The sequence below is a fragment of the Labrys methylaminiphilus subsp. lupini genome, from assembly GCF_051161885.1.
Classification (GTDB): domain Bacteria; phylum Pseudomonadota; class Alphaproteobacteria; order Rhizobiales; family Labraceae; genus Labrys.
This window is the reverse complement of record NZ_JBMDIH010000001.1, coordinates 4061851-4086760: the sequence shown is the minus strand read 5'-3', so window position 1 is coordinate 4086760 and position 24910 is coordinate 4061851. Positions and strand designations below refer to the sequence as shown.

General features: G+C 63.8%; 23 protein-coding genes. 3 read left to right on the top strand and 20 right to left on the bottom strand.

Annotated elements, in window-relative coordinates; genetic code table 11:
* Nucleotides 1–94 precede the first annotated feature (94 nt).
* Nucleotides 95–670, top strand: a complete 576-nt coding sequence (locus ACN6KF_RS19335; protein WP_434959712.1) for a GNAT family N-acetyltransferase — start codon at nucleotides 95–97, stop codon at nucleotides 668–670.
* 256 nt (nucleotides 671–926) lie between these two features.
* On the opposite strand, the gene ACN6KF_RS19330 is transcribed toward ACN6KF_RS19335, so the two are convergent.
* From ACN6KF_RS19330 to ACN6KF_RS19275, 12 genes are all read right to left on the bottom strand, one after another.
* Nucleotides 927–1721, bottom strand: a complete 795-nt coding sequence (locus tag ACN6KF_RS19330) for an ABC transporter ATP-binding protein (protein WP_434958406.1) — start codon at nucleotides 1719–1721, stop codon at nucleotides 927–929.
* Between the two features lie 10 nt (nucleotides 1722–1731).
* A complete protein-coding gene (locus ACN6KF_RS19325) occupies nucleotides 1732–2673 on the bottom strand; it encodes an ABC transporter permease (protein ID WP_434958405.1) in 942 nt (313 codons plus the stop codon).
* 70 nt (nucleotides 2674–2743) lie between these two features.
* A complete protein-coding gene (locus tag ACN6KF_RS19320; protein ID WP_434958404.1) occupies nucleotides 2744–3724 on the bottom strand; it encodes an ABC transporter substrate-binding protein in 981 nt (326 codons plus the stop codon).
* A 96-nt stretch (nucleotides 3725–3820) separates the two neighbouring features.
* Nucleotides 3821–4786 carry an ABC transporter substrate-binding protein gene (locus ACN6KF_RS19315; RefSeq protein WP_434958403.1) on the bottom strand — a complete coding sequence of 322 codons (966 nt, stop codon included), beginning with the start codon at nucleotides 4784–4786 and terminating at the stop codon, nucleotides 3821–3823.
* Nucleotides 4787–5229: 443 nt separating this feature from the next.
* The gene (gene rpsA, locus ACN6KF_RS19310) at nucleotides 5230–6927 is read right to left on the bottom strand and encodes a 30S ribosomal protein S1 (RefSeq protein WP_434958402.1); all 1698 of its coding nucleotides are present in this window, start codon (nucleotides 6925–6927) and stop codon (nucleotides 5230–5232) included.
* A gap of 321 nt (nucleotides 6928–7248) precedes the next feature.
* Nucleotides 7249–7614 (bottom strand): cupin domain-containing protein, encoded by a 366-nt coding sequence (locus ACN6KF_RS19305; RefSeq protein ID WP_434958401.1) that lies wholly within the window; start codon nucleotides 7612–7614, stop codon nucleotides 7249–7251.
* 26 nt (nucleotides 7615–7640) lie between these two features.
* Complete coding sequence (locus tag ACN6KF_RS19300; RefSeq protein ID WP_434958400.1) at nucleotides 7641–7895, bottom strand: formate dehydrogenase subunit delta; 255 nt, start codon at nucleotides 7893–7895, stop codon at nucleotides 7641–7643.
* Complete coding sequence (fdhD, locus tag ACN6KF_RS19295) at nucleotides 7885–8715, bottom strand: formate dehydrogenase accessory sulfurtransferase FdhD (RefSeq protein ID WP_434958399.1); 831 nt, start codon at nucleotides 8713–8715, stop codon at nucleotides 7885–7887. Before fdhD ends, ACN6KF_RS19300 begins: the two co-directional genes overlap by 11 nt.
* Nucleotides 8716–8927: 212 nt before the next feature.
* Entirely contained in the window at nucleotides 8928–11759 is a 2832-nt protein-coding gene (gene fdhF / locus ACN6KF_RS19290; protein ID WP_434958398.1) for a formate dehydrogenase subunit alpha, read from the bottom strand.
* 19 nt (nucleotides 11760–11778) lie between these two features.
* Nucleotides 11779–13332, bottom strand: a complete 1554-nt coding sequence (locus ACN6KF_RS19285; RefSeq protein ID WP_434958397.1) for a formate dehydrogenase beta subunit — start codon at nucleotides 13330–13332, stop codon at nucleotides 11779–11781.
* The gene (locus ACN6KF_RS19280) at nucleotides 13329–13802 is read right to left on the bottom strand and encodes a formate dehydrogenase subunit gamma (protein ID WP_434958396.1); all 474 of its coding nucleotides are present in this window, start codon (nucleotides 13800–13802) and stop codon (nucleotides 13329–13331) included. The genes ACN6KF_RS19285 and ACN6KF_RS19280 overlap by 4 nt, the downstream gene beginning before the upstream one ends.
* Nucleotides 13803–13992: 190 nt before the next feature.
* Nucleotides 13993–14472 (bottom strand): hypothetical protein, encoded by a 480-nt coding sequence (locus ACN6KF_RS19275; RefSeq protein ID WP_434958395.1) that lies wholly within the window; start codon nucleotides 14470–14472, stop codon nucleotides 13993–13995.
* 494 nt (nucleotides 14473–14966) lie between these two features.
* On the opposite strand from ACN6KF_RS19275, the gene ACN6KF_RS19270 reads away from it, so the two are divergent.
* Nucleotides 14967–16007, top strand: a complete 1041-nt coding sequence (locus ACN6KF_RS19270; protein ID WP_434958394.1) for a carbohydrate kinase family protein — start codon at nucleotides 14967–14969, stop codon at nucleotides 16005–16007.
* 2 nt (nucleotides 16008–16009) lie between these two features.
* Here ACN6KF_RS19270 and ACN6KF_RS19265 read toward each other — a convergent pair whose 3' ends face one another.
* The 3 genes from ACN6KF_RS19265 to ACN6KF_RS19255 all read right to left on the bottom strand — a co-directional run bounded on the left by ACN6KF_RS19265 (nucleotide 16010) and on the right by ACN6KF_RS19255 (nucleotide 17845).
* Complete coding sequence (locus ACN6KF_RS19265) at nucleotides 16010–16351, bottom strand: DUF2569 domain-containing protein (RefSeq protein ID WP_434958393.1); 342 nt, start codon at nucleotides 16349–16351, stop codon at nucleotides 16010–16012.
* Complete coding sequence (locus ACN6KF_RS19260; RefSeq protein WP_434958392.1) at nucleotides 16348–16548, bottom strand: hypothetical protein; 201 nt, start codon at nucleotides 16546–16548, stop codon at nucleotides 16348–16350. The genes ACN6KF_RS19265 and ACN6KF_RS19260 overlap by 4 nt, the downstream gene beginning before the upstream one ends.
* Before the next feature lie 97 nt (nucleotides 16549–16645).
* Nucleotides 16646–17845 (bottom strand): MFS transporter, encoded by a 1200-nt coding sequence (locus ACN6KF_RS19255; protein ID WP_434958391.1) that lies wholly within the window; start codon nucleotides 17843–17845, stop codon nucleotides 16646–16648.
* A 164-nt stretch (nucleotides 17846–18009) separates the two neighbouring features.
* Between ACN6KF_RS19255 and ACN6KF_RS19250 the strand changes: the two genes are divergently transcribed.
* Nucleotides 18010–18912, top strand: a complete 903-nt coding sequence (locus ACN6KF_RS19250; protein ID WP_434958390.1) for a LysR family transcriptional regulator — start codon at nucleotides 18010–18012, stop codon at nucleotides 18910–18912.
* Nucleotides 18913–19035: 123 nt separating this feature from the next.
* On the opposite strand, the gene ACN6KF_RS19245 is transcribed toward ACN6KF_RS19250, so the two are convergent.
* The 5 genes from ACN6KF_RS19245 to ACN6KF_RS19225 form a co-directional block, all read right to left on the bottom strand.
* Nucleotides 19036–20220: an ABC transporter ATP-binding protein gene (locus ACN6KF_RS19245; protein WP_434958389.1), complete on the bottom strand. Its 1185-nt coding sequence runs from the start codon at nucleotides 20218–20220 to the stop codon at nucleotides 19036–19038.
* 191 nt (nucleotides 20221–20411) lie between these two features.
* Nucleotides 20412–21452, bottom strand: a complete 1041-nt coding sequence (locus ACN6KF_RS19240; RefSeq protein ID WP_434958388.1) for a Gfo/Idh/MocA family protein — start codon at nucleotides 21450–21452, stop codon at nucleotides 20412–20414.
* Nucleotides 21453–21459: 7 nt separating this feature from the next.
* Entirely contained in the window at nucleotides 21460–22293 is an 834-nt protein-coding gene (locus ACN6KF_RS19235) for a carbohydrate ABC transporter permease (RefSeq protein ID WP_434958387.1), read from the bottom strand.
* A 10-nt stretch (nucleotides 22294–22303) separates the two neighbouring features.
* Nucleotides 22304–23221 carry a carbohydrate ABC transporter permease gene (locus ACN6KF_RS19230; RefSeq protein ID WP_434958386.1) on the bottom strand — a complete coding sequence of 306 codons (918 nt, stop codon included), beginning with the start codon at nucleotides 23219–23221 and terminating at the stop codon, nucleotides 22304–22306.
* 186 nt (nucleotides 23222–23407) lie between these two features.
* Nucleotides 23408–24844 (bottom strand): extracellular solute-binding protein, encoded by a 1437-nt coding sequence (locus tag ACN6KF_RS19225; RefSeq protein ID WP_434958385.1) that lies wholly within the window; start codon nucleotides 24842–24844, stop codon nucleotides 23408–23410.
* Between the last annotated feature and the right edge of the window lie 66 nt (nucleotides 24845–24910).

The following is a 24910-nucleotide window of genomic DNA, read 5'->3' as shown; positions in this document are numbered from 1 at the left end:
ATTTTCTCGGTCGCCTCAGGATCGGCAATCGCGCTGCCCACCGGACGGATGAGGGTTCATGACGTCAGACAAATACGGCGTGGACGCGCCCTGGATGCGGAATGGAACAGGGGCCTGCAAGGCGGTCAGGATCGCCAAAGCCGAGGATATGGCATTGCTTGCCGCCTGCGACTTCTCCTTCCTCATCACGCAGATAGCCGTCGGCCCATTCGACGGGCCTCGGTTGGGGCGGGTCGCGCAGGTCGAACCGGCCTATCGCAAGAACTATGGCTTCGATGGGCAAGAGGTCGGCAGCTATATCGACGGCGAGGACAGCACTTTGTTCGTGGTCGAGACGCAGGTTGGCCTGCCCGTCGGCTATGCTGCGGTTTCGCATGGCTGGAATGACTTTGCCTTTGTCGACGACATTGCGGTCGATGCGAACCATCGAGGCAGCGGCTTGGCCCGGCAATTGATGGATGCCGCGGTGGCCTGGGGTTTACGCCAGGGCCTGCCCGGCATACGCCTGGAGACGCAATCCAACAATGTCGGCGCCTGCCGCTTCTATGAGCGCTATGGTTTCGAGCTCGGCGGCTATGATCGCCATTTCTACGAGGCTCTGCATCCCGGTACCGAAGAAATCGCCCTGTTCTGGTATTTTCGGTTTGAAACCAAGCCTGGAAGATACTGATACCAAGAGGCATTGAAAATGTCTCATGGGTCGATCCTGCGATTTTCGCCAAATCTTTGATTTGGTGTCGGAAATCGCGGGGAGGGGGGCAAGTCTCGTATGCATCAATATATTCGAGGCTCGGTATGACACATTGAAGACGTGTCTTCCTGGAATCGCGGACGTCCCCTCCGCTCTTCCTCTGTTCAGTGCTTTCAGGAAGCGGACATCGCGACATGCAGGCATGTCGCTGAGACGTCCGCGCTCCCCGGGGGCATTAACCCAACAGCAGGCTGTCGTCGTCGAGCTGCTCGCCGCGCACCTTGCTGAACAGCTTGAGGAGATCGGGCACGTCGAGGCCGCGGCGATGCTCGGCGTCGAGATCGAAGGCGACCTGTCCCTCATGCAGCATCACCGTGCGGGTGCCGTAGTCGAGGGCATGCCGCATCGAATGGGTCACCATCAGGGCGGTGAGCTGCTGTTCCTCGACGATCTTGCGGGTGAGTTCCAGCACGAAGTCGGCGGTGCGCGGGTCGAGCGCCGCGGTATGCTCGTCGAGCAGCAGGATCTTCATACCCGTCAGCGTCGCCATCAAGAGGCTGACGGCCTGGCGCTGGCCGCCTGAAAGCAGCCCCATCGAGTCGCCCAGGCGGTTTTCCAGTCCGAGGCCGAGAATGGAAAGCTTGTCGCGAAACAGCGCGCGCCTGGAGCCGTTGAGCGAAGCGCCGAAGCCGCGCGAGTGCCCGCGCGCGAAGGCGAGCGCCATGTTCTCCTCGATCGACAGTCTCTCGCAGGTGCCGGCCATCGGATCCTGGAATACGCGGGCGATCAGCCCGGCGCGGCGTGGCGTCGGCCAGCGCAGCACATCGACGTCCTCGATAACGATGCGGCCGCGTTCGGCCGGGGCATCACCGCTCAGGACATTCAGGAGGGTGGATTTGCCGGCGCCGTTCGAACCGATCACGGTGAGGAACTGGCCGGTCGGAATCGTCAGCGAGAGCCCGCGCAAGGCGCGGTTCTCAAGCGGCGTACCGCGGCCGAAGGTGACGTGGATGTCCTTGATCTCGATCATCGCCGCCTCCTTACTTGGACGCTGACTTGGGCGCGGGCGCAAAGATCGCACGCAGGCGGGGGAACTGGCTCGGCAGGATCAGTGCCAGGCCAACCAGAACCGAGGTCACCAGGTTCTGGTCGCTGGAATTGAGCCCGATGGTGCGCGACCACTCGGAATTGAGCGCGAGCGCGATGGCGAGGCGGTAGAGGATGGCGCCGACAACGCAGGCGACCAGCAACCAGGCGATGGAGCGGGTGCGAAACAACGTCTCCCCGAGAATGACCGAGGCAAGGCCGCCGACGATGGTGCCCGTGCCGAGCGTGATGTCGGCAAAGCCGCTGGTCTGGGCGAACAGGGCGCCGGCGAAGGCGACCAGGGCGTTCGAGATCGCCATGCCGACATAATTATGCAGCTGGGTGGAGACGCCTTGCGCCCGCGCCATGCGCGGATTGGCGCCGGTCGCCCGCATGGCGAGGCCGAATTCGGAATTGAGAAACCAGCTGAGCAGCGCCCAGACGATCAGCACGATCACGCCGAGCATCCAGACTTTCAGCTGATAGGAAGGCGGAGCCCAGCCGAAGATCGCCATCAGATGGTCGCGTGTCCAGGTCACCAGCGTTTCCTGGTTGAGCAGAGGGACGTTGGGCCTGCCCATGATGCGCAGATTGATCGAGTAGAGCGCCGTCATGGTCAGGATGCTGGCGAGCAATTGCAGGATGCGGAAGCGGATGTTGAGCCAGGCCGTCATCATCCCGGCCAGAGCTCCGGCAAAGATGGCCAGAGCCGTTGCGCTGAAGGGATCGAAGCCCGCAACGATGGCGGCGGCGGCCGTCGCGGCACCGAGCGGATAGGAACCATCGACTGTCAAGTCGGGAAAATCGAGCACCCGGAACGATAAAAACACGCCCAGCGCGATCAGCGCATAGATCAGGCCGATTTCAATCGAACCGACAAAAGCAAATAGGCTCATGCATCAATCCCAACAGGAACAGGAGAAGACGCCGGCGCTGGCATGCCCCGGCGTTCTCCAAGGCTTGTTATTACTTTGCAACGTCCTTGGCACGCGCCAATACGGCCTGCGGCAAGGGAGCGCCCATCTTTTCGGCGGCCTTGGCGTTGACGACCAGGCTGACGCCTTTGGAATTCTCGACTGGGATGTCGCCGGGCTTCTCGCCCTTCAGCACGCGGGCCGCGACATGGCCGGCCTGACGGCCAATCTCGAACTGATCGAGGCCGAGAGCGGCGACCGCGCCACGCCCGACGCTGTCGGGATCGCTGGCGAACACTGGCAGGCGGCTGTCGAAGCCGACCTGCAGCACCGATTCCAGGGCCGAGACCACCAGATTGTCGTTGGGGATGTAGATCGCATCGGCCTTGCCCACCAGACTTTGCGCGGCTGCGCCCACATCGGAGGATTTGGTTGCGGGAGAAGGCAGGATTTCCAGCCCGCGTTCACCTGCCAGCTTGCGTAGCGCCTCGATCACCGACAGGCTGTTGACCTCGCCGGAATTATAGACGACGCCCACCACCTTGGCTTTGGGCAGGACCTCCTTGATCAGGTCGAGCTGGCCGGCCGCGGGCGGAAAGTCGCTGACGCCGGTGATATTGCCGCCGGGTTTGTCGAGGGTCTTCACCAATTGCGCGCCGAGCGGATCGGTCACGGCGGCGAAGACGATGGGGATGTCCTTGGTTGCCGCGGCGACGGCCTGGGAGGAGGGGGTGGTGATCGGCACGATCACGGCCGGGTTTTCGCCGACGAATTTCTGGGCAATCTGGGCCGCTGTGGCCGGGCTGCCCTGCGCCGATTCATAGAGGATGGTGATGGCCTCGCCCTCCGCATAGCCCTTGTCCTTGAGGCCGGCCTTCACGCCCTCGCGGATGGCGTTGAGCGAGGGATGTTCGACGATGGCGGTGATCGCGACCACCGGTTTGTCGGCAGCAGCGGCGCCCGTGACGGTCGCGACCTGGGCGAAGCTGGCGAGAAGAACGGCGGCAACGCCGAGAGAACGGAGGGGGATCATGGCGCGGCTTGCTCGGAATGGGTTGATCTTATGAGGGCGGCCGCGCAACGCGCGGCCGCCTGCCCGGTTATGATGATCCGGATTACTTGGAGAGGCTCATTTCACGACCGTCTTGGCCTTGGCGACCAGATCGGCTGGCAGCGTCACGCCCATCGGGCCGGCGGTCTTCTGGTTGAGGAAGAGGTCGGTGGCGGAGGGGACGGCCACGGGAATGGCGCTTGGCTTCTCACCCTTGAGGATGCGGACGACCATCTCGCCCGCCAATACGCCGGACTTGAAATAGTCGACGCCGATGGAAGCGACCGCGCCGCGCTCGACGCCATTGGTGTCACCGGAGAAGACGGGTATCTTGTTTTCGGTTCCCACCGTGATCACCGCTTCCAGGGCCGAGACCACCAGATTGTCGGTCGGCACGAAGATGGCGTCGGCCTTGCCGATCAGGCTCTGGGCCGCAGCTCCGACATCGGCCGACTTGGTGGCCGGTGCCTCGATCGTCTCCAGGCCAAGGGCCGCGGTCGCCTTCTTCATGGCCTCGAGCTGGACGACCGAATTGGCCTCGCCGGGATTGAAGATGAAGCCGATCTTCTTGGCGTTGGGCGCAATCGCCTGGATCAGCTTGACCTGGTCGGGCATCGGGGTTGCGTCGGTCACGCCAGTGACGTTGCCTTCGGGCTTGGCGGGGTCCTTGACGAGCTGGGCCGCGACAGGATCGGTCACGGCGGTGAACACGATCGGAATGTCCTTGGTGGCAGCCAGGGCAGCCTGGGCCGATGGCGTGGCGATACCGACGATCACATCGGCTTTCTCGCCGACATATTTCTGGGCGATCTGCGCTGCGGTGGCGGGGCTGCCCTGAGCCGTCTCGAACTGGAAGGAGAGGGTATCGCCATCCTTGTAGCCGGCATCCTCCAGGGCCTTCTTGACACCGTCGCGGGCGGCATTGAGAGCCGGATGCTCGACGATCGAGGTTACGGCCACGGTCTTCTTGTCGGCAGCAAAGGCGGCGCTGCCGAGGAGGGCAAGTGCCACGCCGGCTACGAGTGTCAAACGATTGATACGCATGTGGTTGTTTCCCCCTTGCTCGCGAATTTTTCGCCAGGGTGGCGGCCATTCGGGGCTTGTAAGCGACAACCGATCAACCAAACGCTGCGGCAATGCAAGATGCTCGTGCGCTCGAAAGCGGAAAAATTCACCAAACATGGAAGGGCGCCCATTCAAACGCCCGTTTTGGAAAGATTATTAAACTGAGAGGCTCTGACGCGAAATCTTGCCTGTGTATCGTTAGCACCAACTTTGCGGGCTGAGCAGCTTTTGGCCGAGTGGTGTAAGGTCAGCCATGCAATCTGTTCTTTGCAGACGGTGCTTTCATGCCGGTCTGAAGACCAGCATGGGCCACACGACGTTGGCGAGAGGACCAAAAAGAAAGGGCGCGAACCCTGTAGGTCGCGCCCTTTCTGCAATCGTGGTGGCTCCGAGAGCCGGCTGAGAGGCCGGCGTTCCCGACCTTACTTCTTCTCGGTGCGTGCGCGCAGCGCGGCGCCGAGAATGTCGCCGAGCGAAGCGCCTGCATCGGACGAACCGTAGGTCGCGATGGCTTCCTTCTCTTCGGCCATTTCGAGGGCCTTGATCGAAACCTGGACCTTGCGGGCCTTGCGGTCGAACTGGATGACGCGGGCGTCAACCTTTTCGCCGGCAGCGAAGCGCTCGGGGCGCTGATCGGCGCGATCGCGGGCCAGATCGCCACGGCGGATGAAGGCCGTGAGATCGGTGCCGGTGATCTTGACGTCGATGCCACCTTCCTTGACGTCGGTGACTTCGCAGGTGACGACCTGGTTCTTCTTCAGTTCGCCGGCATCGACGAAGGGGTCACCGGCGAGCTGCTTGATGCCCAGCGAGATGCGCTCCTTCTCGACGTCCACGTCGAGCACCACGGCCTTGACCATGTCGCCCTTGCGGAAGTCGTCGATGACCTGCTCGCCCGGACGGTTCCAGTCGAGGTCGGAGAGATGGACCATGCCGTCCACATCGCCGTCGAGGCCAATGAACAGGCCGAACTCGGTCTTGTTCTTGACTTCGCCTTCCACGACGCTGCCGTTCGGATGCTTGTCGGCAAAATCTTCCCAGGGGTTGGAAAGGGTCTGCTTGAGGCCGAGCGAGATGCGGCGCTTGATCGGGTCGACCTCGAGGATCTGCACTTCCACTTCCTGCGAGGTGGAGACGATCTTGCCGGGGTGGACGTTCTTCTTGGTCCACGACATTTCGGAGACGTGAATCAGGCCTTCGATGCCCGGCTCCAGTTCCACGAACGCGCCGTAGTCCGTGATGTTGGTGACGCGGCCGGTGAACTTGGCCTGCAGCGGGTACTTGGCGTCGATGCCCAGCCACGGATCGGCCTGGAGCTGCTTCATGCCCAGCGAGATGCGGTGCGTCTCGTGGTTGATCTTGATGATCTTGACCTTGACCTGCTGGCCGATGGTCAGAAGCTCCGTCGGATGGTTCACGCGGCGCCATGCGATGTCGGTGACATGCAGGAGGCCGTCGATGCCGCCGAGATCAACGAACGCACCGTAATCGGTGATGTTCTTGACCACGCCGTCGACCACCTGGCCCTCTTCGAGGTTCTGGACGATCTCGTGACGCTGCTCGGCGCGGCTCTCTTCGAGGACCGTGCGGCGGGAGACGACGATGTTGCCGCGGCGGCGATCCATCTTGAGGATCTGGAAGGGCTGCGGAACGTTCATCAGCGGGGTGACGTCGCGGATCGGACGGATGTCGACCTGGCTGCGCGGCAGGAAGGCCACGGCGCCGTCGAGGTCGACGGTGAAGCCGCCCTTGACCTGGTTGAAGATGACGCCGTCGACCTTTTCATTGGCTTCGAACGACTTCTCGAGCTTGACCCAGCTCTCCTCGCGGCGAGCCTTGTCGCGCGAGATGACGGCTTCGCCCAGGGCATTTTCGATACGCTCGAGATAGACCTCGACGATATCGCCGACCTTGATCGCGCTGTCGCGACCCGGGCCGTTGAATTCCTTCAGAGCTACGCGGCCTTCGGTCTTGAGGCCGATATCGATGACCGCAAGGTCCTTCTCGATGGCGACGACAGTACCCTTGACGACCGAACCTTCGGCCATGTCGCTGGTGCCGAACGTCTCGTCGAGCATCGCAGCGAAATCTTCACGCAGCACGTTTGTCTGTACGGACATATGTTTTCCTGGCGCCGGCGGTTGGTGTTGATCATCGTTTCCGGAAGGCGGCAGGGCTGCTGGAGCAGCCACAGGCGGGGTGTTTTAGGAAAAACACGCCCGGCCGGCGCAAGGCCCGCACTGCGGAAACGTCTTTCTGGTCTATTTTTCGGACGCTTGTCTCATCGAAGATGACAGCTGAGCGTCACATGGGCGGTTCCATATCAAGATGGAAGGGGTAGAGCAAGATGAAAGGCGATTTTTCGCCGTTTCCCGGGCGCTCAGAGCAGGAACCCGGCCAAAACGACGATGGATGCGGTTGAGCGGCGGCAAAGCGCCCGCTTATTCCGGCATCGCCTGCTGCAGCACGCTCGGGGCGCCTGTGCGATAGTCTTCGCGCAGGGGATGGAAGACGTCCATGGTCCGGCAGGCCGTCAACGCCCGGCCGGAATGCGGCGCATGGGGCGGCACCACCGCGACCATGCCCGGCTTCAGCACCGTGCTCTGGCCGTCGACCGTGACTTCCAATTCGCCTTCGAACTGATGCACCACCTGCTCATGCGGGTGTGAATGCAAGGGCAGCGTGGCTCCCGCGTCGATCTGCCAGAGTACGAAAGTCATCGAAGCCGAATGCATGAAACGACCGTGGAAGCCGGGAATGACTGTACGTGGTTCGATCTTGTCCCAGTCGAAGAGGGTGCCGGACATGGAAGTCTCCTGGGATGCCAGAGAGTTCACGCCTTCTCGCGCAATGTCTCCAGAGCCTTCCTGACCAGCGGATCGATGCCTTCGCCGCCTGCGTCCAGGTGGGCGAAGATCTGGTTGCGCATGCGCGGCTCCCAGAATTTGCGGATATGCTCGGCAATACCGGGGACCCGCACCTCCTCGCGCTGGGACGCGAAGAACATGCCGATCTGGTTGGCCATCCTCACCAGTTTGGCAGACGGGTCATGTGCATGGCCATCATGCGCGGCTTCATCATGCGACATGGGCGAGTTTCTCCGAAACGATGCGATGGGGATGGGTGAAGATCTCGAAGCCGTCGGAGCGGGCGATGCCGATCAGCGTGATACCCGCTTCCTCGGCGGTGCGGATGGCCAGCGCCGTGGGGGCGGAGACCGCCACCACGATGGATGCACCCATCGCGGCCGATTTCTGCACCATCTCCACCGAGATCCGGCTGGTGAGGACGACGATGCCCGGAAGGCTCTGGGAAGCGGGAGCGATCGAACGCCTGGCCAGGGCGCCGGCCAGCTTGTCGAGCGCATTATGCCGGCCGACATCCTCGCGCAGGGCGATGAGGCCATCCGCCTTGGTCCAGAAGGCAGCGGCATGCACGGCACGGGTCTTGTGGTTCAGTACCTGGGCGGGCGTGAGCGAAGCGAGGGCGGTTTCGATATCGGCCGGTGACAGCTTGAGCTCACCGGTGACCGGTCGCGGCTTGCGCACTGCCTCGGTCAGGCTGTCGATGCCGCACAGGCCGCAGCCCGTGGGCCCGGCCAGTATGCGCCTGCGGGCGGCAAGCGCTGAGCCGCGATCGCCCCTCAGCCACATACGCAATTCGACGCCTTCCTCGTAATCGACGCGTTCGAACTCGGTAATGTCGTCGAGAGAGGCGATGATGCCTTCGGTCAGAGAGAAACCGTAGGCAAAGTCCTCGAGATCGACAGGGCTTCCCATCATCACGGCATGGGAGCCGCCGTCATAGACCAGCGAGATCGCCATCTCCTCGGGAACCGTGCGCTCGCCCGGCGTGAACACGCCGTCACGCCAGGCAAAGCGGGAGATGGAGCGGACGGGATCGGTCATGGTGTTTTTCTCCTTCTCCCCCTGTGGGACCTGGCACTTCCCATGGAAGTGCCATGGGTGGCCGAAGGCCGGACGAGGGGGTGGATCAACCTCTCAATCCCTGATTTCAGCAATATATTCGCATAGGTCACGAGACCCCTCATCCCCCCGCCGGGACCTAACGCACTTCCATGGGAAGTGCCAGATCCCGCAAGGGAAGAAGGGTACTGTTCTCACTCCGCCGCGATGCGACGCGAGTTCTTCGCCATCGCCTCATATTCCTCCTGCCACTGCGACGGGCCGTTGGAAGGCATGACCTGCACCGCCGTCACCTTGTATTCGGGGCAGTTGGTCGCCCAGTCCGAATAGTCGGTGGTGATGACGTTGGCCTGCGTCGAGGGATGGTGGAAGGTGGTGTAGACCACGCCCGGCGCCACGCGATCAGTGATGGTGACGCGCAGCGAAGTCGAGCCGGAGCGGCTTTCCAGGCGCACCCAGTCATGATCTCGGATGCCACGCTGCTCGGCGTCGTGCGGATGGATTTCCAGCACATCCTCCTCGTGCCACATCGAATTTTCGGTGCGCCGCGTCTGCGCGCCGACATTGTATTGCGACAGGATGCGGCCGGTGGTGAGCAGCAACGGGAAGCGTGCGCCGGTGCGCTCGTCGGTCGGGATATATTCGGTGACCATGAAGCGGCCCTTGCCGCGCACGAAATGGTCGATATGCATGATCGGCGTGCCCTCGGGCGCCTTGTCGTTGCAGGGCCACTGCACCGAGCCGTCCCGCTCCAGCTTCTCATAGGAGACGCCGGCGAAGGAAGGCGTGAGGCGGGCAATCTCGTCCATGATCTGCGAGGGATGCTCGTACGGCATGGGGAAGCCCATGGCTTCGGCGATCAACAGCGTGATTTCCCAGTCGGCATAGCCGGCCTTGGGCGCCATCACCTTGCGTACGCGCTGGATGCGGCGTTCGGCGTTGGTGAAGGTGCCGTCCTTCTCCAGGAAGGAGGAGCCAGGCAGGAAAACATGGGCATAGTTGGCGGTTTCGTTCAGGAAGAGGTCCTGCACGACGACGCATTCCATCGCAGCGAGGCCCGCCGTAACATGCTTGGTGTCGGGATCGGACTGAACGATGTCTTCGCCCTGCACATAGAGGCCGAGGAAGGAGCCCTCGACGGCGGCGTCGAGCATGTTGGGAATGCGCAGCCCTGGTTCCTTGTCGAGATGGACGCCCCAGAATTCCTCGAACATGTGGCGGACTTCATCGCCCGCGATATGGCGATAGCCCGGCAGTTCATGCGGGAACGAGCCCATGTCGCAAGAGCCCTGCACGTTGTTCTGGCCGCGCAGTGGGTTCACGCCGACGCCGCGGCGGCCGATATTGCCGGTGGCCATGGCGAGGTTGGCGATCGCCATCACCGTGGTCGAACCCTGGCTGTGCTCGGTGACGCCGAGGCCATAATAGATGGCGCCATTGCCGCCGGTGGCATAGAGGCGGGCGGCGCCACGCACCAGTTCGGCCGGCACGCCGGTATATTTTTCCACCGCTTCCGGCGAATGCCTGGGATCGGCGACGAAGCTGGCCCAGTTCTGGAATTCGTCCAGGTCGCAGCGCTCGCGCACATAGTCCTCGGCGACCAGACCCTCGGTGACGATGACATGGGCAAGCGCCGTCACCACCGCAACATTGGTGCCCGGCTTGAGCGGCAGATGATAATCGGCCTCGACATGGGGCGTGCGCACGATGTCGGTCTTGCGCGGATCGATGACGATCAGGCGGGCACCCTGGCGCAGGCGCTTCTTCATGCGCGAGCCGAAGACCGGGTGGCCGTCCGTCGGATTGGCGCCGATGACGATGATGACGTCGCTGTCCTCGACCGAGTCGAAGTCCTGCGTGCCGGCCGAGGTGCCGAAGGTCTGGCCGAGGCCATAGCCCGTCGGCGAATGGCAGACACGGGCGCAGGTATCGACATTGTTGTTGCCGAAGCCGCCGCGGATCAGCTTCTGGACCAGATAGGTCTCTTCATTGGTGCAGCGCGAGGAGGTGATGCCGCCGATCGAGGCCTTGCCGTGCTTGGCCTGGATGCGCTTGAACTCGGAAGCGGTGTAGGCGATCGCCTCTTCCCAGCTCACTTCCTTCCACGGATCGGTGATCTTGGAGCGGATCATCGGCTTGAGGATGCGCTCCTTGTGGGTCGCATAGCCCCAGGCGAAGCGGCCCTTGATGCAGCTATGGCCGCGATTGGCCTTGCCGTCCTTATAGGGCACCATGCGCACGACTTCCTCGCCGCGCATCTCGGCCTTGAAGGCGCAACCGACACCGCAATAGGCGCAGGTCGTCACCACCGAATGTTCGGGCTGGCCGATCTCGATCACCTTGCTTTCGGTGAGGGTGGCCGTCGGGCAGGCCTGCACGCAGGCGCCGCACGAGACGCATTCGGAATCGAGGAAAGCCTCGTTCATGCCCGGCGAGACCCGGCTTTCGAAGCCGCGGCCGGAAATCGTCAGCGCGAAAGTGCCCTGCACTTCCTCGCAGGCGCGCACACAGCGCGAACAGACGATGCATTTGGAAGTGTCGAAGGTGAAATAGGGGTTGGAGGTGTCCTTATCGAGGCCGAGATGGTTGTCGCCCTCATAGCCGTAGCGCACTTCGCGCAGGCCGACGGCACCAGCCATGTCCTGCAATTCGCAGTCGCCATTGGCGGCGCAGGTCAGGCAGTCGAGCGGGTGGTCGGAAATATAGAGCTCCATCACGCCCTTGCGGATCTCGGCGAGGCGCGAGGTCTGGGTCTTGACCTTGATGCCTGGCGCGACTGGTGTCGTGCAGGAAGCCGGCGTGCCGTTGCGGCCCTCGATCTCGACCAGGCACATGCGGCAGGAGCCCCAGGCGTCCACCATGTCGGTGGCGCAGAGCTTGGGGATCTGCGTGCCCATCTCCATGGCAGCGCGCATGATCGAGGTGCCCTCGGGCACGGTGATTTCCTGGCCGTCGATGGTCAGAGTGACCATCTTCTCCGACTTGGAGAGCGGCGTGCCGTAGTCGATTTCGTGGACGAGGGACATTGACTGTCTCCTTGGGCGATTATTCGGCGGCGATGCGCTGGGGCGTGCCGTGGAAATCTTCGGGGAAATGGCGGATGGCCGAAAGGACGGGATAGGGCGTGAAGCCGCCGAGCGCGCAGAGCGAGCCGAACTTCATGGTCTGGCAGAGGTCCTCGACCACGGCGATGTTGCGCGTCACGTCCTTGCCGGCGATGATCTTATCGATGGTTTCCTTGCCGCGGATCGCGCCGATGCGGCAGGGCGTGCACTTGCCGCAGCTCTCGATGGCGCAGAATTCCATGGCGAAACGAGCCTGGCGGCGCATGTCGACGGTATCGTCGAACACCACGATGCCGCCATGGCCGATCAGCCCGTCCCTGGCTGCGAAGGCCTCGTAGTCAAAGGGCGTGTCGAAGAGCTCGCGCGGGAAATAGGCGCCCAGCGGGCCACCGACCTGCACGGCGCGCACAGGACGGCCGGTGAAGCAGCCGCCACCGATATCATCGACGAGTTCGCCCAGCGTGATGCCGAAGGCCGTCTCGAACAGGCCGCCATAGTTGAGATTGCCGGCGAGCTGGATCGGCATGGTGCCACGCGAACGGCCCATGCCGAAATCGCGGTAGTGCTCGGCGCCCTCGGCCAGGATGATCGGCACGGTGGCGAGCGAGAGCACGTTGTTGATCACGGTCGGCTTGCCGAACAAGCCCTTGTGGGCCGGCAGCGGCGGCTTTGCGCGCACGGTGCCGCGCTTGCCTTCCAGGCTTTCGAGCAGCGAGGTTTCCTCGCCGCAGACATAGGCACCGGCGCCGGTGCGGGTTTCCATGTCGAAATCATGGGTCGAGCCAAGGATAGCCTTGCCGAGCACATTAGCCCGGCGGGCCTTGTCGATGGCTGCATTCATCGCCGCGATGGCATGGGGATATTCGGAGCGGATATAGACATAGCCTTTGGTCGCACCAGTGGCGACGCCGGCAATCGCCATGCCCTCGATCAGGCAGAAGGGATCGCCTTCCATCAGCATGCGGTCGGCGAAGGTGCCGCTGTCGCCCTCGTCGGCATTGCAGACGATATATTTCTGCGGGCCGGCCGTATCGGCGACCGTCTTCCATTTGATGCCGGTCGGAAAGCCTGCGCCGCCGCGGCCGCGCAGGCCGGATTTGGTAACCTCGTCCACGATGGCTGATGGCCCGATGGCAATCGCTTTTTCCAGGCCCCTGAGGCCACCATGGGCCTTGTAGTCGTCAAGATCGCGCGGATCGACGATGCCGACGCGTGCAAAGGTCAAGCGTGTCTGGCGCTTGAGGAAGGGCAGTTCCTCGGGCTTGCCCACCCGCAATTTATGGGCGCCATCGCCAGTAAAGGCGGCGATCAGGCTGTCGGCATCCTCCGGCTCGGCCGGGCCATAGCCGATGCGGCCTTCCGGGGTCACCAGTTCCACCAGCGGGTCGAGCCAGGCAAGGCCGCGCGAGCCGTTGCGGATGATTTCGATGTCGAGCCTGCGGGCGATCGCGGCGACCTTGAGGGCGGCGGCGAGTTCGTCGGCACCGCAGGCGACGGCGGCTGCATCGCGTGGAACGTAGATGCGCATGGTCATCGCACCACCTCTTCCAAGGCCTTGTCGAGTCGCTTGGCATCGAGCCTCGCCACCAGGCGACCGTCGATCATCGCGGCGGGGGAGATGGAGCACAGGCCGAGGCAATAGACCGGCTCAAGCGTAATCCGTCCATCCGGCGTCGTTTCGCCGAACTCGATGCCGAGCTTTTCGACGAGATGGTCGGCGAGAGCCTCGCAGCCGGCGGATTGGCAGGCTTCGGCACGGCAAAGCTTGATGACATGCTCGCCGGCGGGTTCTCTGCGGAAATCATGGTAAAACGTCACCACGCCATGCACGTCGGCGCGGGAAAGATTGAGCGCCTCGGCCACCATGGGGACGGCCGGGTCGGGGACATAGCCGAAAGTTTCCACAAAAGAGTGGAGGATCGGCAAAAGCGGGCCTTCCAACGTCTGGCCTGCCGCGATGAGTTCAGCCGCGCGTGCGGTATTCCAATCTTCGTGGGCTGGCATGCCACTCTCTTTCGACTAGTTCTAGAGAGGAAGAATGTGCCCTCGTTCCAAGGCGATCAAGCATCAATTTTCGTCGGACGATAGAGATTCTCTATTAAGCTCCACAAGTCACGAGAGACACTGCAAGACGCATCGCCCCTCCAACCTCCAGCCGCGGTAACGGCGAGAGACGGGAGGGGCATGAAAACGCTCAGTACTGGTAGCAGACACGCTGACGGCGGATGCGCCAGCCATAATCGGTGTAGATCCGCACCCGCCGCCAGCGGCAGGCCGGAGCATAGTCATAATAGCCATCGTCGTAATAGCCGCCGCCATAGCCGCCATAGAGGCCGGGCGTCATCAACAGGGGAGCAAGCGCCAGGCCGGCCCCCAAGCCCCAGCCGTCATCACGCCAGCCCCGGCCATAGCCGCGGCCATACCAACGCCGTCCGCCGCCACCCCAGTGACGACCACCCCAGCCGCCGCCGCGCCAACCACCGCCGCCCCAGCGATTGCCACCCCAGCCGCCACCGCCGCCCCAGTGACGGCCACCGCCGCCCCAGTTGCCGCCGCCGCCATGGTGGGGAAAGAAATAACCGTTGCTGCGCGCTTCGGCCGGAGCTGTCGCCGTCAAACTCGCAGCACTCAGGGTGACGGCCGCCAATGCGGCCACTAGTAATTTGCGAAACATGGAACACTCCTTGAGAGGTGGCTCCGGCCTTCGTCGTACCAGGGCCGGCGGGCAGCCTCTCCACCTGGAAATTACCTTAAGTTAACCATTAAGCCAGAATAGATGAACTCTTGCTATCAACGCCGTTCATGTGGCGTTCATCTTGGCGGGTGGAGCCGTCTAAGATCTTGAGATGATAGCACAAAACGACGCGTTTGTCATGAAATGACGAGGCGGCCCGAACCCGGACAATTCCAAGTCGGGGATTTCCGGTGTATGTCTTTCAGCTGAAAAGAGCATGGGCCGATCGCTGCAACCGCCCGGTTCCGGCAAGTATTCGCTGCGCGATACTACTCGAGGTTGATGCGCAGCTGGACACGCGCCGCCCAGGCGTGGCAATCGCGCCATTGCAAATGGCCTCGAATGATTGTTTCTTTTCGCTACAAATAAACTCGGGCAGCCGGTGAGTCGTCATCGCGATTCATGGCAACCGGACATTTCGACAGGTAGAGGAAATGCAGGGTGAGCGTCCAGCCTCGACGCGTTCCGGGATCATCACGGCCGGAACCTGGTGCGTCGACGGCAACAAACTGGTGGAGTATTGGCCGGATGAAGACGGCCTCGTCGAAATCCTGCACGAGGAATCACGCGGCGGCGGTTCGGGCTGCAACCTCGCCATCGATATCAAGCGCCTCGATCCGAATATGTGGGTGGAGACGCAGGGGCTGATCGGCGACGACGAGGATGGCCGCCTGCTCCATGCCGAGGCCGATCGCTATGGCATCGACCGCCGCCGCCTGGCGATGACCCGCGATGCCCGTACGCTGCACACCGATGCCTATACCTCCCAACGCAGCGGCCGGCGCACCCACATCTTCAATCCCGGCGCAGCCTCGCTGATGACGCCGGAGCATTTCGATTTCACAGACACACGGGGACGCATCCTCCATCTCGGCCTGCCCGGCGTGCACAAGAAGATGGATGTCCCCTGGAACGGCGATGCCAATGGCTGGCTGACCGTGCTGCGCAAGGCCAGGCAGGCAGGCCTCATCACCAATCTGGAACTGGCCACCGCTTCGCCGGCACGGCTGCGCGAACTGGTTCGTCCGCTGCTGGCCCATCTCGATCTTCTCATCGTCAATGACAGCGAGATGGGAGCGATCGGCGAGGAAGAGACGGTGCGGGATGACCGCACGGTGGTGGAAGCCTGCATCAACGCCGCGCGAAAGGTCCTGGAAACCGGCAGTTGCCAAGTGGTGGCGGCGCATTTTCCGACGGGCGCGGTCGCCGTGACCCGGGACGGCGACATCGTCACCCAGCCCTCCATCCGTGTGCCCAAGCAGGTCATCGCCGGCGCCAACGGGGCGGGTGATGCCTTTGCCGCCGGTTTTCTCTATGGCTTTCACGAGGGCTGGGACCTCCGGCGCTGCCTGGCGCTCGCCCACGCCGCCGCGGCGGCATCGCTGCGCTCGGTGACGACCTGCGACGCTGTGGCTTCCTGGCGCGAATGCCTCGCCCTCGCGGATGAATGGGGCTGGAACGACAAGATCGGCTGAGGTCAGAAGATTTCGCCGATCTTGCGATCGACGGCGGCCTCCTGCGTACGGAAGGTGTTGGCGACACGGCGCGAGCGGTGGAAATAGGGAATCCAGATCGCCGAACCTACCAGCGCCCGGACGAGATCCTTGATATGGGTCGGATCGCTCGGCGTGTCGGTCAGGCTCGAGACATAGGAGTCCCCGGCCAGTTCCGCCAACGAGACCACGACCAGCCCGATATAGAAGATCGTCATCAGGCGGGGTACGCTCGGCGAATAGGTGAAGATGCGATAGAGGCACAGGGCAGCGAGGCCGATCAGCACAAGGCCGCCAAGGAATGATGCCGCGACCGGCAGTCTCAAGGCTGCCGTCGTCTGGTTGCTGCCGGCGATGATGGCCTTGATGCCTTCCCATTCCGTGACGACGCTGTAGGGTTGATCAAGGTGAACACCAAGGTCCCGACCAGGCCGATGATCGGCAGGATCATCCAGCCGCCGATGCCGCGTGGCCCGTCCTGTACTTGTGCTGCTGCCGTTATGGTGTCGCTCGAATTGGTCATGTTGTCCCCCTGCCGCCGCCGGGGATCATAATCGAACGCCCATGCCTGCCTATGCAACACCGCACGGCCGGCGTCCTGGCGATTCTCGCGGCGCCCGTCAGATCGCAGGAGGCTTTGGAAAGGCCGTCGACCTCGCCAGCCAGGCCGTGAGCCAGGCCAGGGCCAGCAGGCCCACCATGGCCCAAGGCAGGGCTGAGGCGCCCAGGGCGCCGAGCAGCAGGCCGCCGGTGAGGCCGGCCAGCGCCACGGCGCTGTTCCAGACCGTGACGAACAAGGCCTGGGCGACATCGGCTGCTTCGCCGGCCGCCTGCACCGACGCGGTCTGGAACAGGGTCGGTATGCCGCCGGCGACCATGCCCCACACGGCCGCGGCGGCCAGCACGACGACGGGAGAAGCCGGCCACAGGCCGAGAGCGACCGCACAGGCGCCGAAAAGGACGAGATTGCCCAGCACCATCAGGCGCAGGCGCCGGTCGATCAGGGCCCCCACCACCCACAGGCCCGCCAGCCCGGCCAGGCCGAAGCACAGCAGCACGACATCCACCCGCTCGGCCAGGCCCGAGGGTACCAGGAAGGGGGCGATATAGGTGTAGAGCAGGTTGTGGGCGACGACGAACAGCCCCATCACGGCGAGGATCGGCCTGATGCCGGGCAGGCTCAGGATGGGTCGCAGCGCCAGGCGCTGATCCTGGCGGCGGCCGGCGAAATCGGGAAGGACGGCGAGGATCCAGCCGGCCAGCAGCAGGGCCACCACGCTCATCAGGCCGAAGGCGAGGCGCCAGCCGATCAAGGTGCCGATGAAGGTGCCGGCCGGCACGCCGAGCGAAAAGGCCAGCGGCGCGCCAATGCCGGTGAGGGCAATGGCCCGGCCAGCAAGATGCGAGGGCGCCATGCGGGCGGCATAGCCGGTGAGCAAGGCCCAGACCAGGCCGCCGCAGGCTCCGGCGAGGAAACGGGCCGCCATCGTAACGGGAAGGCTTGAGGACACGGCCGTGACGGCGTTGAGTGCGGCAAAGCCGATGATGGCGATGAGCAGCAACAGGCGCCGTGGCAGGGCCTGGGTCAGCGTCATCAAGGGAATGGCGGTCACCAGCGAACCGGCCGCATAAGTGGTGACGAACTGGCCGGCGACGGCGTCGGAGACGCCGAGGCTCCCGCCCATCTGCGGCAGCAGTCCAGCGGGCATCACCTCCGTCATGATGGTGATGAAACCGGCCATGGCAAGGGCCAGCAGCCCGCCGACCGGCAGGCGATCGACGGCGGGCGAAGGGCCGCCGATCGAAACAGTGGAACTCATCGTCGAAACTCCTGAAGGAAGGGCCATGGGAAGGGGCCCTCCAGAGGAGGCGACTTGCCGGCCGTACGGACGGGACTCTAGCTATTTTCTCGAGAACGAATAACAGGCTATAGTGCAAAACACTTTTGACATTTATGTCACAAGTGCTCAATGCAGGAACCGTCATGGACAGTCTGGGCGCCCTCAATGCCTTCGTGCAGGCGGTGGATGCCGGCGGCTTCACTGAGGCTGGCCGGCGGCTCGGCATTTCGCCTTCCGCCGTCAGCAAGGCGGTGGCGCGGTTGGAGGATCGGCTGGGCACGCGCCTGTTTCACCGTTCGACCCGCAGCGTCACCCTGACGGCGGAAGGCACGCTGTTCCTCGAACGCTGCCGACGCATCCTCGGTGAATTCGAGGCGGCGCAAACCGAACTCGCCCGCAACCAAGCCGCCCCACAGGGCAAACTGCGCATCAGCCTGCCCTCGATGGGGCTGCGCTTCATGTCGAAGCTGGCCGAATTCCGGCGGCTCTATTCCCTGATCGAGATCGAACTCGATTTCTCCGACCAGCTCGTCGATGTGATCGAGGACGGTTTCGATGCGGTGATCCGCACCGGGGAGCAGGCCGATTCCCGCCTGATGAGCCGCACGCTCGGCTTCTATCGCCGGGCCATCGTCGGATCTCCCGGCTATTTCAACCAGGCCGGCCTGCCCCGGCGCCCCGAGGATCTGAGCGGGCATGCCTGTCTCGTCTATCGCTTCCGGACGAGTGGCAAGCTCGACAGATGGCCGCTGCGTCGGGACGGAGAATGGCTGGATATCGACCTGCCTGTCAGCATGGTGATGAACACGCTGGAGCCGCAGATCACCCTGGCGGAAGAGGGGCTCGGCCTTGCCTGCGTCCCCGATCTGGCCGTCCGGGAGCAGTTGCGCGCGGGAACGCTGGTGAGCGTGCTCGGCGATTATCTCGAAACGGCCACCCGCATCCAGGTGATGTGGCCGTCCAGCCGGCACTTGTCCCCCAAGCTGCGCGCTTTCGTGGACTTCCTGGCGGCGAGCGACCTGATACCGCCCCTCGACCCTCCCTGAAGCTGCCATTCCCGGCGAGCGGAGCGAGGGAAGGGAACCGAGGGGCAATCACTGCGACGTAGGCCCCTGGATCCCCTTCCCGGGGCCTATAGCCCCGCCGGGGATGACGGAGCGCTTTTCAACTTATCGCAGCGCGAGGCCGGTGTCGGGGGCAAAGAAGCGGGCCTGGCCCATGTCGACGCCGATCTCGATATGGGCGCCGCGTTCGGGTAGCCGGACCGGCTCGACGCGCGCGGTGATGCGGTTGGCGGCGCCGGCACCCGCCTCCGATCCGGTGGCGAGCCGGACGGTTCCTGCCACCGACGAGGCGGCGGGCAGGTCGAAGAAGATATAGGCGTCGGCGCCGGTCATCTCGGTGAGCAGCACTTCGCAGGAAATGCCTTCACCCGCGGCAACGGGCAGGCGGAAGCTCTCGGGCCTCAGGCCGAGGATGACGTCGCGACCCTTGAAGGCGGCGAGCCCGGCATTGGCTTGAAGCAGCCCCGCCGGTAGGGGCAGGCGCAGCGAGGTGCCGGCAATCGCGGCAAAGGCGGCGCCGGCCTCCTCGCCGAGGCGCACGGTGAAGAAATTCATGGCCGGTGAGCCGATGAAGCCGGCGACGAACAGGTTGACCGGGTTCTCATAGAGCTCGCGCGGCGGGGCGCATTGCTGGAGATTGCTTTCGCCCTCCTTCGTCACCGGACGCAGCACCGCGACGCGATCGCCCATGGTCATGGCCTCGACCTGGTCGTGGGTGACATAAAGCGTGGTGACGCCGAGCTGGGCGTTGAGCAGCTTGAGTTCCGCGCGCATCTGCACGCGCAGCTTGGCGTCGAGATTGGAGAGCGGCTCGTCCATCAGGAAGCATTGCGGATCGCGCACGATGGCCCGGCCCATGGCGACGCGCTGGCGCTGGCCGCCGGACAGGGCACCGGGCTTGCGCCTGAGCAGAGGGGTGAGATCGAGAATGTGGGCAGCCTTTTCCACCTTCTCCTTGATCACCGCCGGCGGCACTTTGCGCTGGCCGAGGCCGAAGGCCATGTTCTCATAGACGTCCATATGCGGATAGAGCGCATAGTTCTGGAACACCATGGCGACGTCCCGGTCGCCCGGATCGGCATTGGTGACATCGCGGCCGCCGATCAGCACCTGGCCCTGCGACAGGTCCTCCAAGCCGGCGGCGCTGCGCAGCAAGGTCGACTTGCCGCATCCCGAGGGGCCGACCAGCACCAGGAATTCGCCATCCCTGATGTCGAGATCGACATTGGCGAGCGCCAGCGTGCCATCGGCGAAGCGTTTACCGACGGATTTGAAGGAGAGAGTTGCCATCAAGCACCTGCCTTTTGGGGGGAAGCGACCTTTACCCTCCCCTGGAGGGGGAGGGTCGGCCTGAAAGGCCGGGGTGGGGTGAAAGCCGCCTCTCTATGATTCGACGGATCGGCCACCATGTACTTCAGCCGTAAAATCACCCCACCCCGACACTGCGTGTCGACCCTCCCCCTCCAGGGGAGGGTATTTCCTCAGCCCTTCGCCAGCGTCACGGCATTGCCGCTGGCGGCGGCCTGCTCGATGGCCGCGAGCACGCGCGTAACCTTGAGACCGTCCGTCGCATCGGCCAGCACGGGGGAGCCGGTAGTGACGGCATCGACGAAGCGGGCGATGGCCTCCATCACGAAGCCGCCGATGCGCCCGCCAGCGGCAGGCGTCACGCCGAGCAGGTCGGCGGTCTTGAGGCCGGCGCCGGCATATTTGCGGAAGGCGCCGTTCTGGGCCGTATCGAGCTGCAGCGAGCCCTTTTCGCCGACGATTTCGGCCCGGAAGTCGAAGACCAGCGGCAGGTCCGATGGCAGCACCCAGCTGTTCTCCAACGTGGCGATGGCACCATTGTCGAATTCCAGCAGCGAGATATGGACGTCGGCGGTGTCGACGCCGTGGGCGGCGAGATGGCCGCGGCGCACCATCGCCTGAACCTTGACGACATCGGCATCCAGCATGAAGCAGAGCGCATCGACCGCATGGCTGCCCAGGAACCACAAAGCGGAGGAACGGCTTGCCCAGGACAAGAGCTCGAAGGGCACGAAGACGGTGTTGGAGAGCCGGGCCGAGGCATGCAGCGGCTTGCCGATCTCACCCTGGGCGATTGTTTCCTTCGCCGTGTGGACGGCCGGGTTGACGCGGTTGTGGAAGTCCACCATCACCTTGACCCCGCTCCTGGCGGCGGCTTCGGCGATGCGCTCGGCCTCGGCGAGGGTGGTCGCCAATGGCTTTTCGCTCATGACATGCTTGCCGGCCTCGATGGCCGCCAGCACGATTTCGGCATGGGCGAAGTCGGGCGTGGCCACTGTCACCGCCTCGACATCGGGATCGGCGATGAGAGCACGAAAGTCCTGATAGACTTTCTTCGCCCCGAACTGGCGCTGCATTTCCGCGCCGCGCTCCGGATTGAGATCGCACACCGCTGCGAGCTCGGCGCCAGGAATGGCGTTCAGCGTCTTGCAGTGGAAGGAGCCCCACAGGCCGGCGCCGACGACACCGAAGCGGGCGGATTTCTGGCTAGACATCAACAATTCATCCTTTAACGGAACCAAAGGTGAGCCCGCGCACGACATAGCGGTCGAGCGCCAGGAAGATGATCATCGGCGGCAGCATGGCGGCGAGGGCGGCGGCGCCGATGAAGCCCCAGGTCACGCCGGCCGTGCCGAAATATTGCAGCGTGCCGACCGGCAGGGTCGCGGTCGCCCGGTTGGCCAGCACCAGGGGAAAGGCGGCGTTGTTCCAGGCGAAGACGAAAGCGAACATCGAGGTGACGATGATGCCGGGCCGCACCAGCGGCAGCACGATCTTGAGCACGATGGCCGGCGTCTTGGCGCCGTCGACGCGCGCGGCTTCCTCGATCTCGACCGGCACCTCGTCGATGAAACTCTTCATCAGCCAGATCGAGAAGGGGATGGTCAGCGTCTGCATGATCAGGATCATGGAGAAATAGCTGCCCTTGAGGCCCACCGAGCTTGCCAGGATCGAATAGGGGATCAGGAAGGCCACGGGCGGCGCCATCAAGAGGCCGAGATACCAGAGCATGATGTTCTTGCGGCCGCGGATGCGGAAACGCGACAGCGCATAGGCCGCCGGCAGGGAGAAGGGCAGGTTGAGCAGCACCGCGCCGATGGCGACGATCAGGCTGTTGACGAGCTGGGGCAGGTTGTTGCCGGGATTGCCGAACGTGTAGTGCAGCGAGGTCCAGTCCGGCTTGAAGGCCAGCACCGGCGGCATAGTGAAAAAGGTGTCGGACGGGCGGATCGCGAGCAAGGCGAACCACAGGATCGGGCCGATGAAGAAGGCGAGCAGCAGCAAAGTGAGCGCATAGCTTACCGCGGTACCGGCCAGTTTCTTGCCCTTGCGCATGGTCGGCTCCTCAGTCCAGGTCTTTGAAGGCAAAGAAGACGAACAGGCCGATGATGGCGTTGACGATGATGACCATCATCCAGGTCATGGCGCTGGACAGTCCGATGTTGAAGTCGACGAGGCCCTGCTGATAGAGGCTGTAGCCCAGCGTTCGGGTGGAGGATCCCGGTCCTCCCTTGGTCAGCACCAGCACCAGGTCGAAGGTGTTGAACAACTGCATGAAGCGCAGCATCACCACGATCATCGCCGTCTTGCGGATCAGCGGCAGCTTGATGCGCATCAGCATCGCCCAGGCCGAGGTCTTGTCGAGGCGGGCGGCCTCGATGATGTCGGGCGGCACCGAGAGCAGGCCGGCATAGAGCACGATGGCGAAGAACGGCGTCCACTGCCAGATGTCGGCGAACAGGATGGCCCAGAGCGCGGTGCTGCCCGAGCCGAGTAGGCCTTGCGCCGGCAAGGGAATGCCGGCCGAGGACAGCATCCAGGGGATCAGGCCGCCATTGGGATCGTACATGTAGCGGAAGAGGAAGCCGACCACGATCGGAGCGATGGTGGTCGGCATGATCAGCAAGGCGCGGGCGAGATTGAGCCCGGGCAGCTTCTTCACCAGCAGGAGGGCGATGGCCAGGCCCAGGCAGAATTCGATGGCGGTGCCGACCAAAGTGAGCAGCAGTGTGTTCCATAAGGCGCCCAGGAAGAAGGAGTTCGAGAACGCCATCTCGTAATTGCCGCCGCCGATATAGCCCATCGGCACCGGGCCCATCTGCAGGTTCCAGAAATAGAAGCTGTTCTTGAGCGCGAAGAGCAGTGGGAAGGCGATCAGGGCCAGTAGCAGGATGATCGAGGGGCTGATCAACAGATAGGGCAGAAAGGCCGGCACCCGGCGCTTCGGCCGGGCCGGGATGGCTGATGTTTCGGCGATGGTCATGGGCGTGTCCCCTCTTCACCCTCCCCTGGAGGGGGAGGGTCGACGCGATAGCGTCGGGGTGGGGTGAAATTTCGAGGCGGTTGAGCTGTCACCCCACCCCGGACTTCGTCCGACCCTCCCCCTCCAGGGGAGGGTGAAGTGCGGCACGGCCCGCGCGGTGGGAGACCCGGCGGGCCGTGCCCACCCTCACGCGAGCGAGGCGATCAAGGCCTTGGTCGCGTCGAGTGTATCGTCATAGGTGGGTTGCTTGTAGGGGATGAGGAAATTGCCGGTCAGGATGTTGGAGAAGAAGGATTCGGTGTCCTTCAGCGCGGCATCCGGCGCGGTGTCGCCCGACAGCACCTTGTTGAGGTTGAGACCGTAAATGCCCTCGAGCGTGGTGTAGACAGGGCAGGGCGGCCGCACGATCTTGCCGTTGCCACGCTTGAGATCGGCGATCTGGGCGGGCAGATAGGGATAGATCTTCAACAGGTCGGCATCCTCGTAGAGCGAGGGGCGAGCGAAGTCCGAGAACTGGTGGCCATATTTGGTATAGAGCGCCATGGCCTTCTGCGTCTTGGCCGAGGTCGCCCATTTGATGAACTTCCAGGCCCCGTCCTTGTTGGCCGTGTTGGAGGGAATGCCGAGGCTGTGGCCGCCGATCGAGACCACCTGGTCCTTGCCGGGGGAGCGGGGCAGGCGGGTGATGCCGAGCTTGTCGGCCACCACCGAATCCTTGCCGGACATGTAGCCGTCCTTGCGGCAGAGATAGGAATAGGGCGTCCACCAATAGAACATGCCGACATCGCCCTTGGCGAAGCGCATACCGGCGTCGAACCAATTGTAGCCGATCGCCTCGGGCGGGGAGTTCTTGTAGAGCTCGAGGAAGAGCTTGAGCGCCTCGACATTCTCCGGCGTGTTGATGGTGGGCGTGAAGTCCCACTGGCCGGTGGGGAACTGCTTGAACCAGCGCACGCCGGAGCTCGCGGCGAGCTGGGTATACATGTGCACGATGGGCGCGGGCTGCTGGCCGGCGAGCACGGTGCCCGCCATCTTCTTGCCGTCGAACTCCTTGCCGTTGAGCTTCTTGACGATGTCGAGATAGTCGCTCCAGCTCCAGGAGCCGTCCTCGGGGATCTTCACGCCGGCAGACTCGACGAAGTCCTTGCGATAGAGCACGCACTGGCCATAGGTCGCCACCGGCAGCGTGCCGACCTGCCCGCGCCAGGTGTTCATGGAGTAGAGCACCTCAGGCACGAAATCCTTGATGTCGGTGTCCTTGTCCGCCTTGATGAAATCGTTGAGCGGCAGGATCCAGCGGCTTTCCAGATATTGGCCGAGCCACATCTGGTCGACGGAGATGACGTCGGCGTCGGGCTGGTTGGAGATGAAGGAAGAAGTGAGGCGGGCCTGCAGGGCTTCCAGCGAGATACTTTCGATCTGTAGCTCGATGCCGGTCTCCTGCTTGAACTGATCGGCGAGGCCCTGGATGGCATAGTAGAAGGGGTCGCCCGCCAGCAGCACCCGCAAGGTCTTGCCCTGTGCGGAGGCGCGCCCGGAATTCAGGCCCAGGGCGGCGGCGCCTGCAAAGGCAGCCGTGCTGCGAAGCAAGGCGCGGCGCGAGATCTCAGGTGTCGTAACCATGCTCGTTCTCTCCTCTGATGTCGGTCTGGTGGTGCAGTTCTTGTTGTTGCGAGGTCGGGTCAGGCC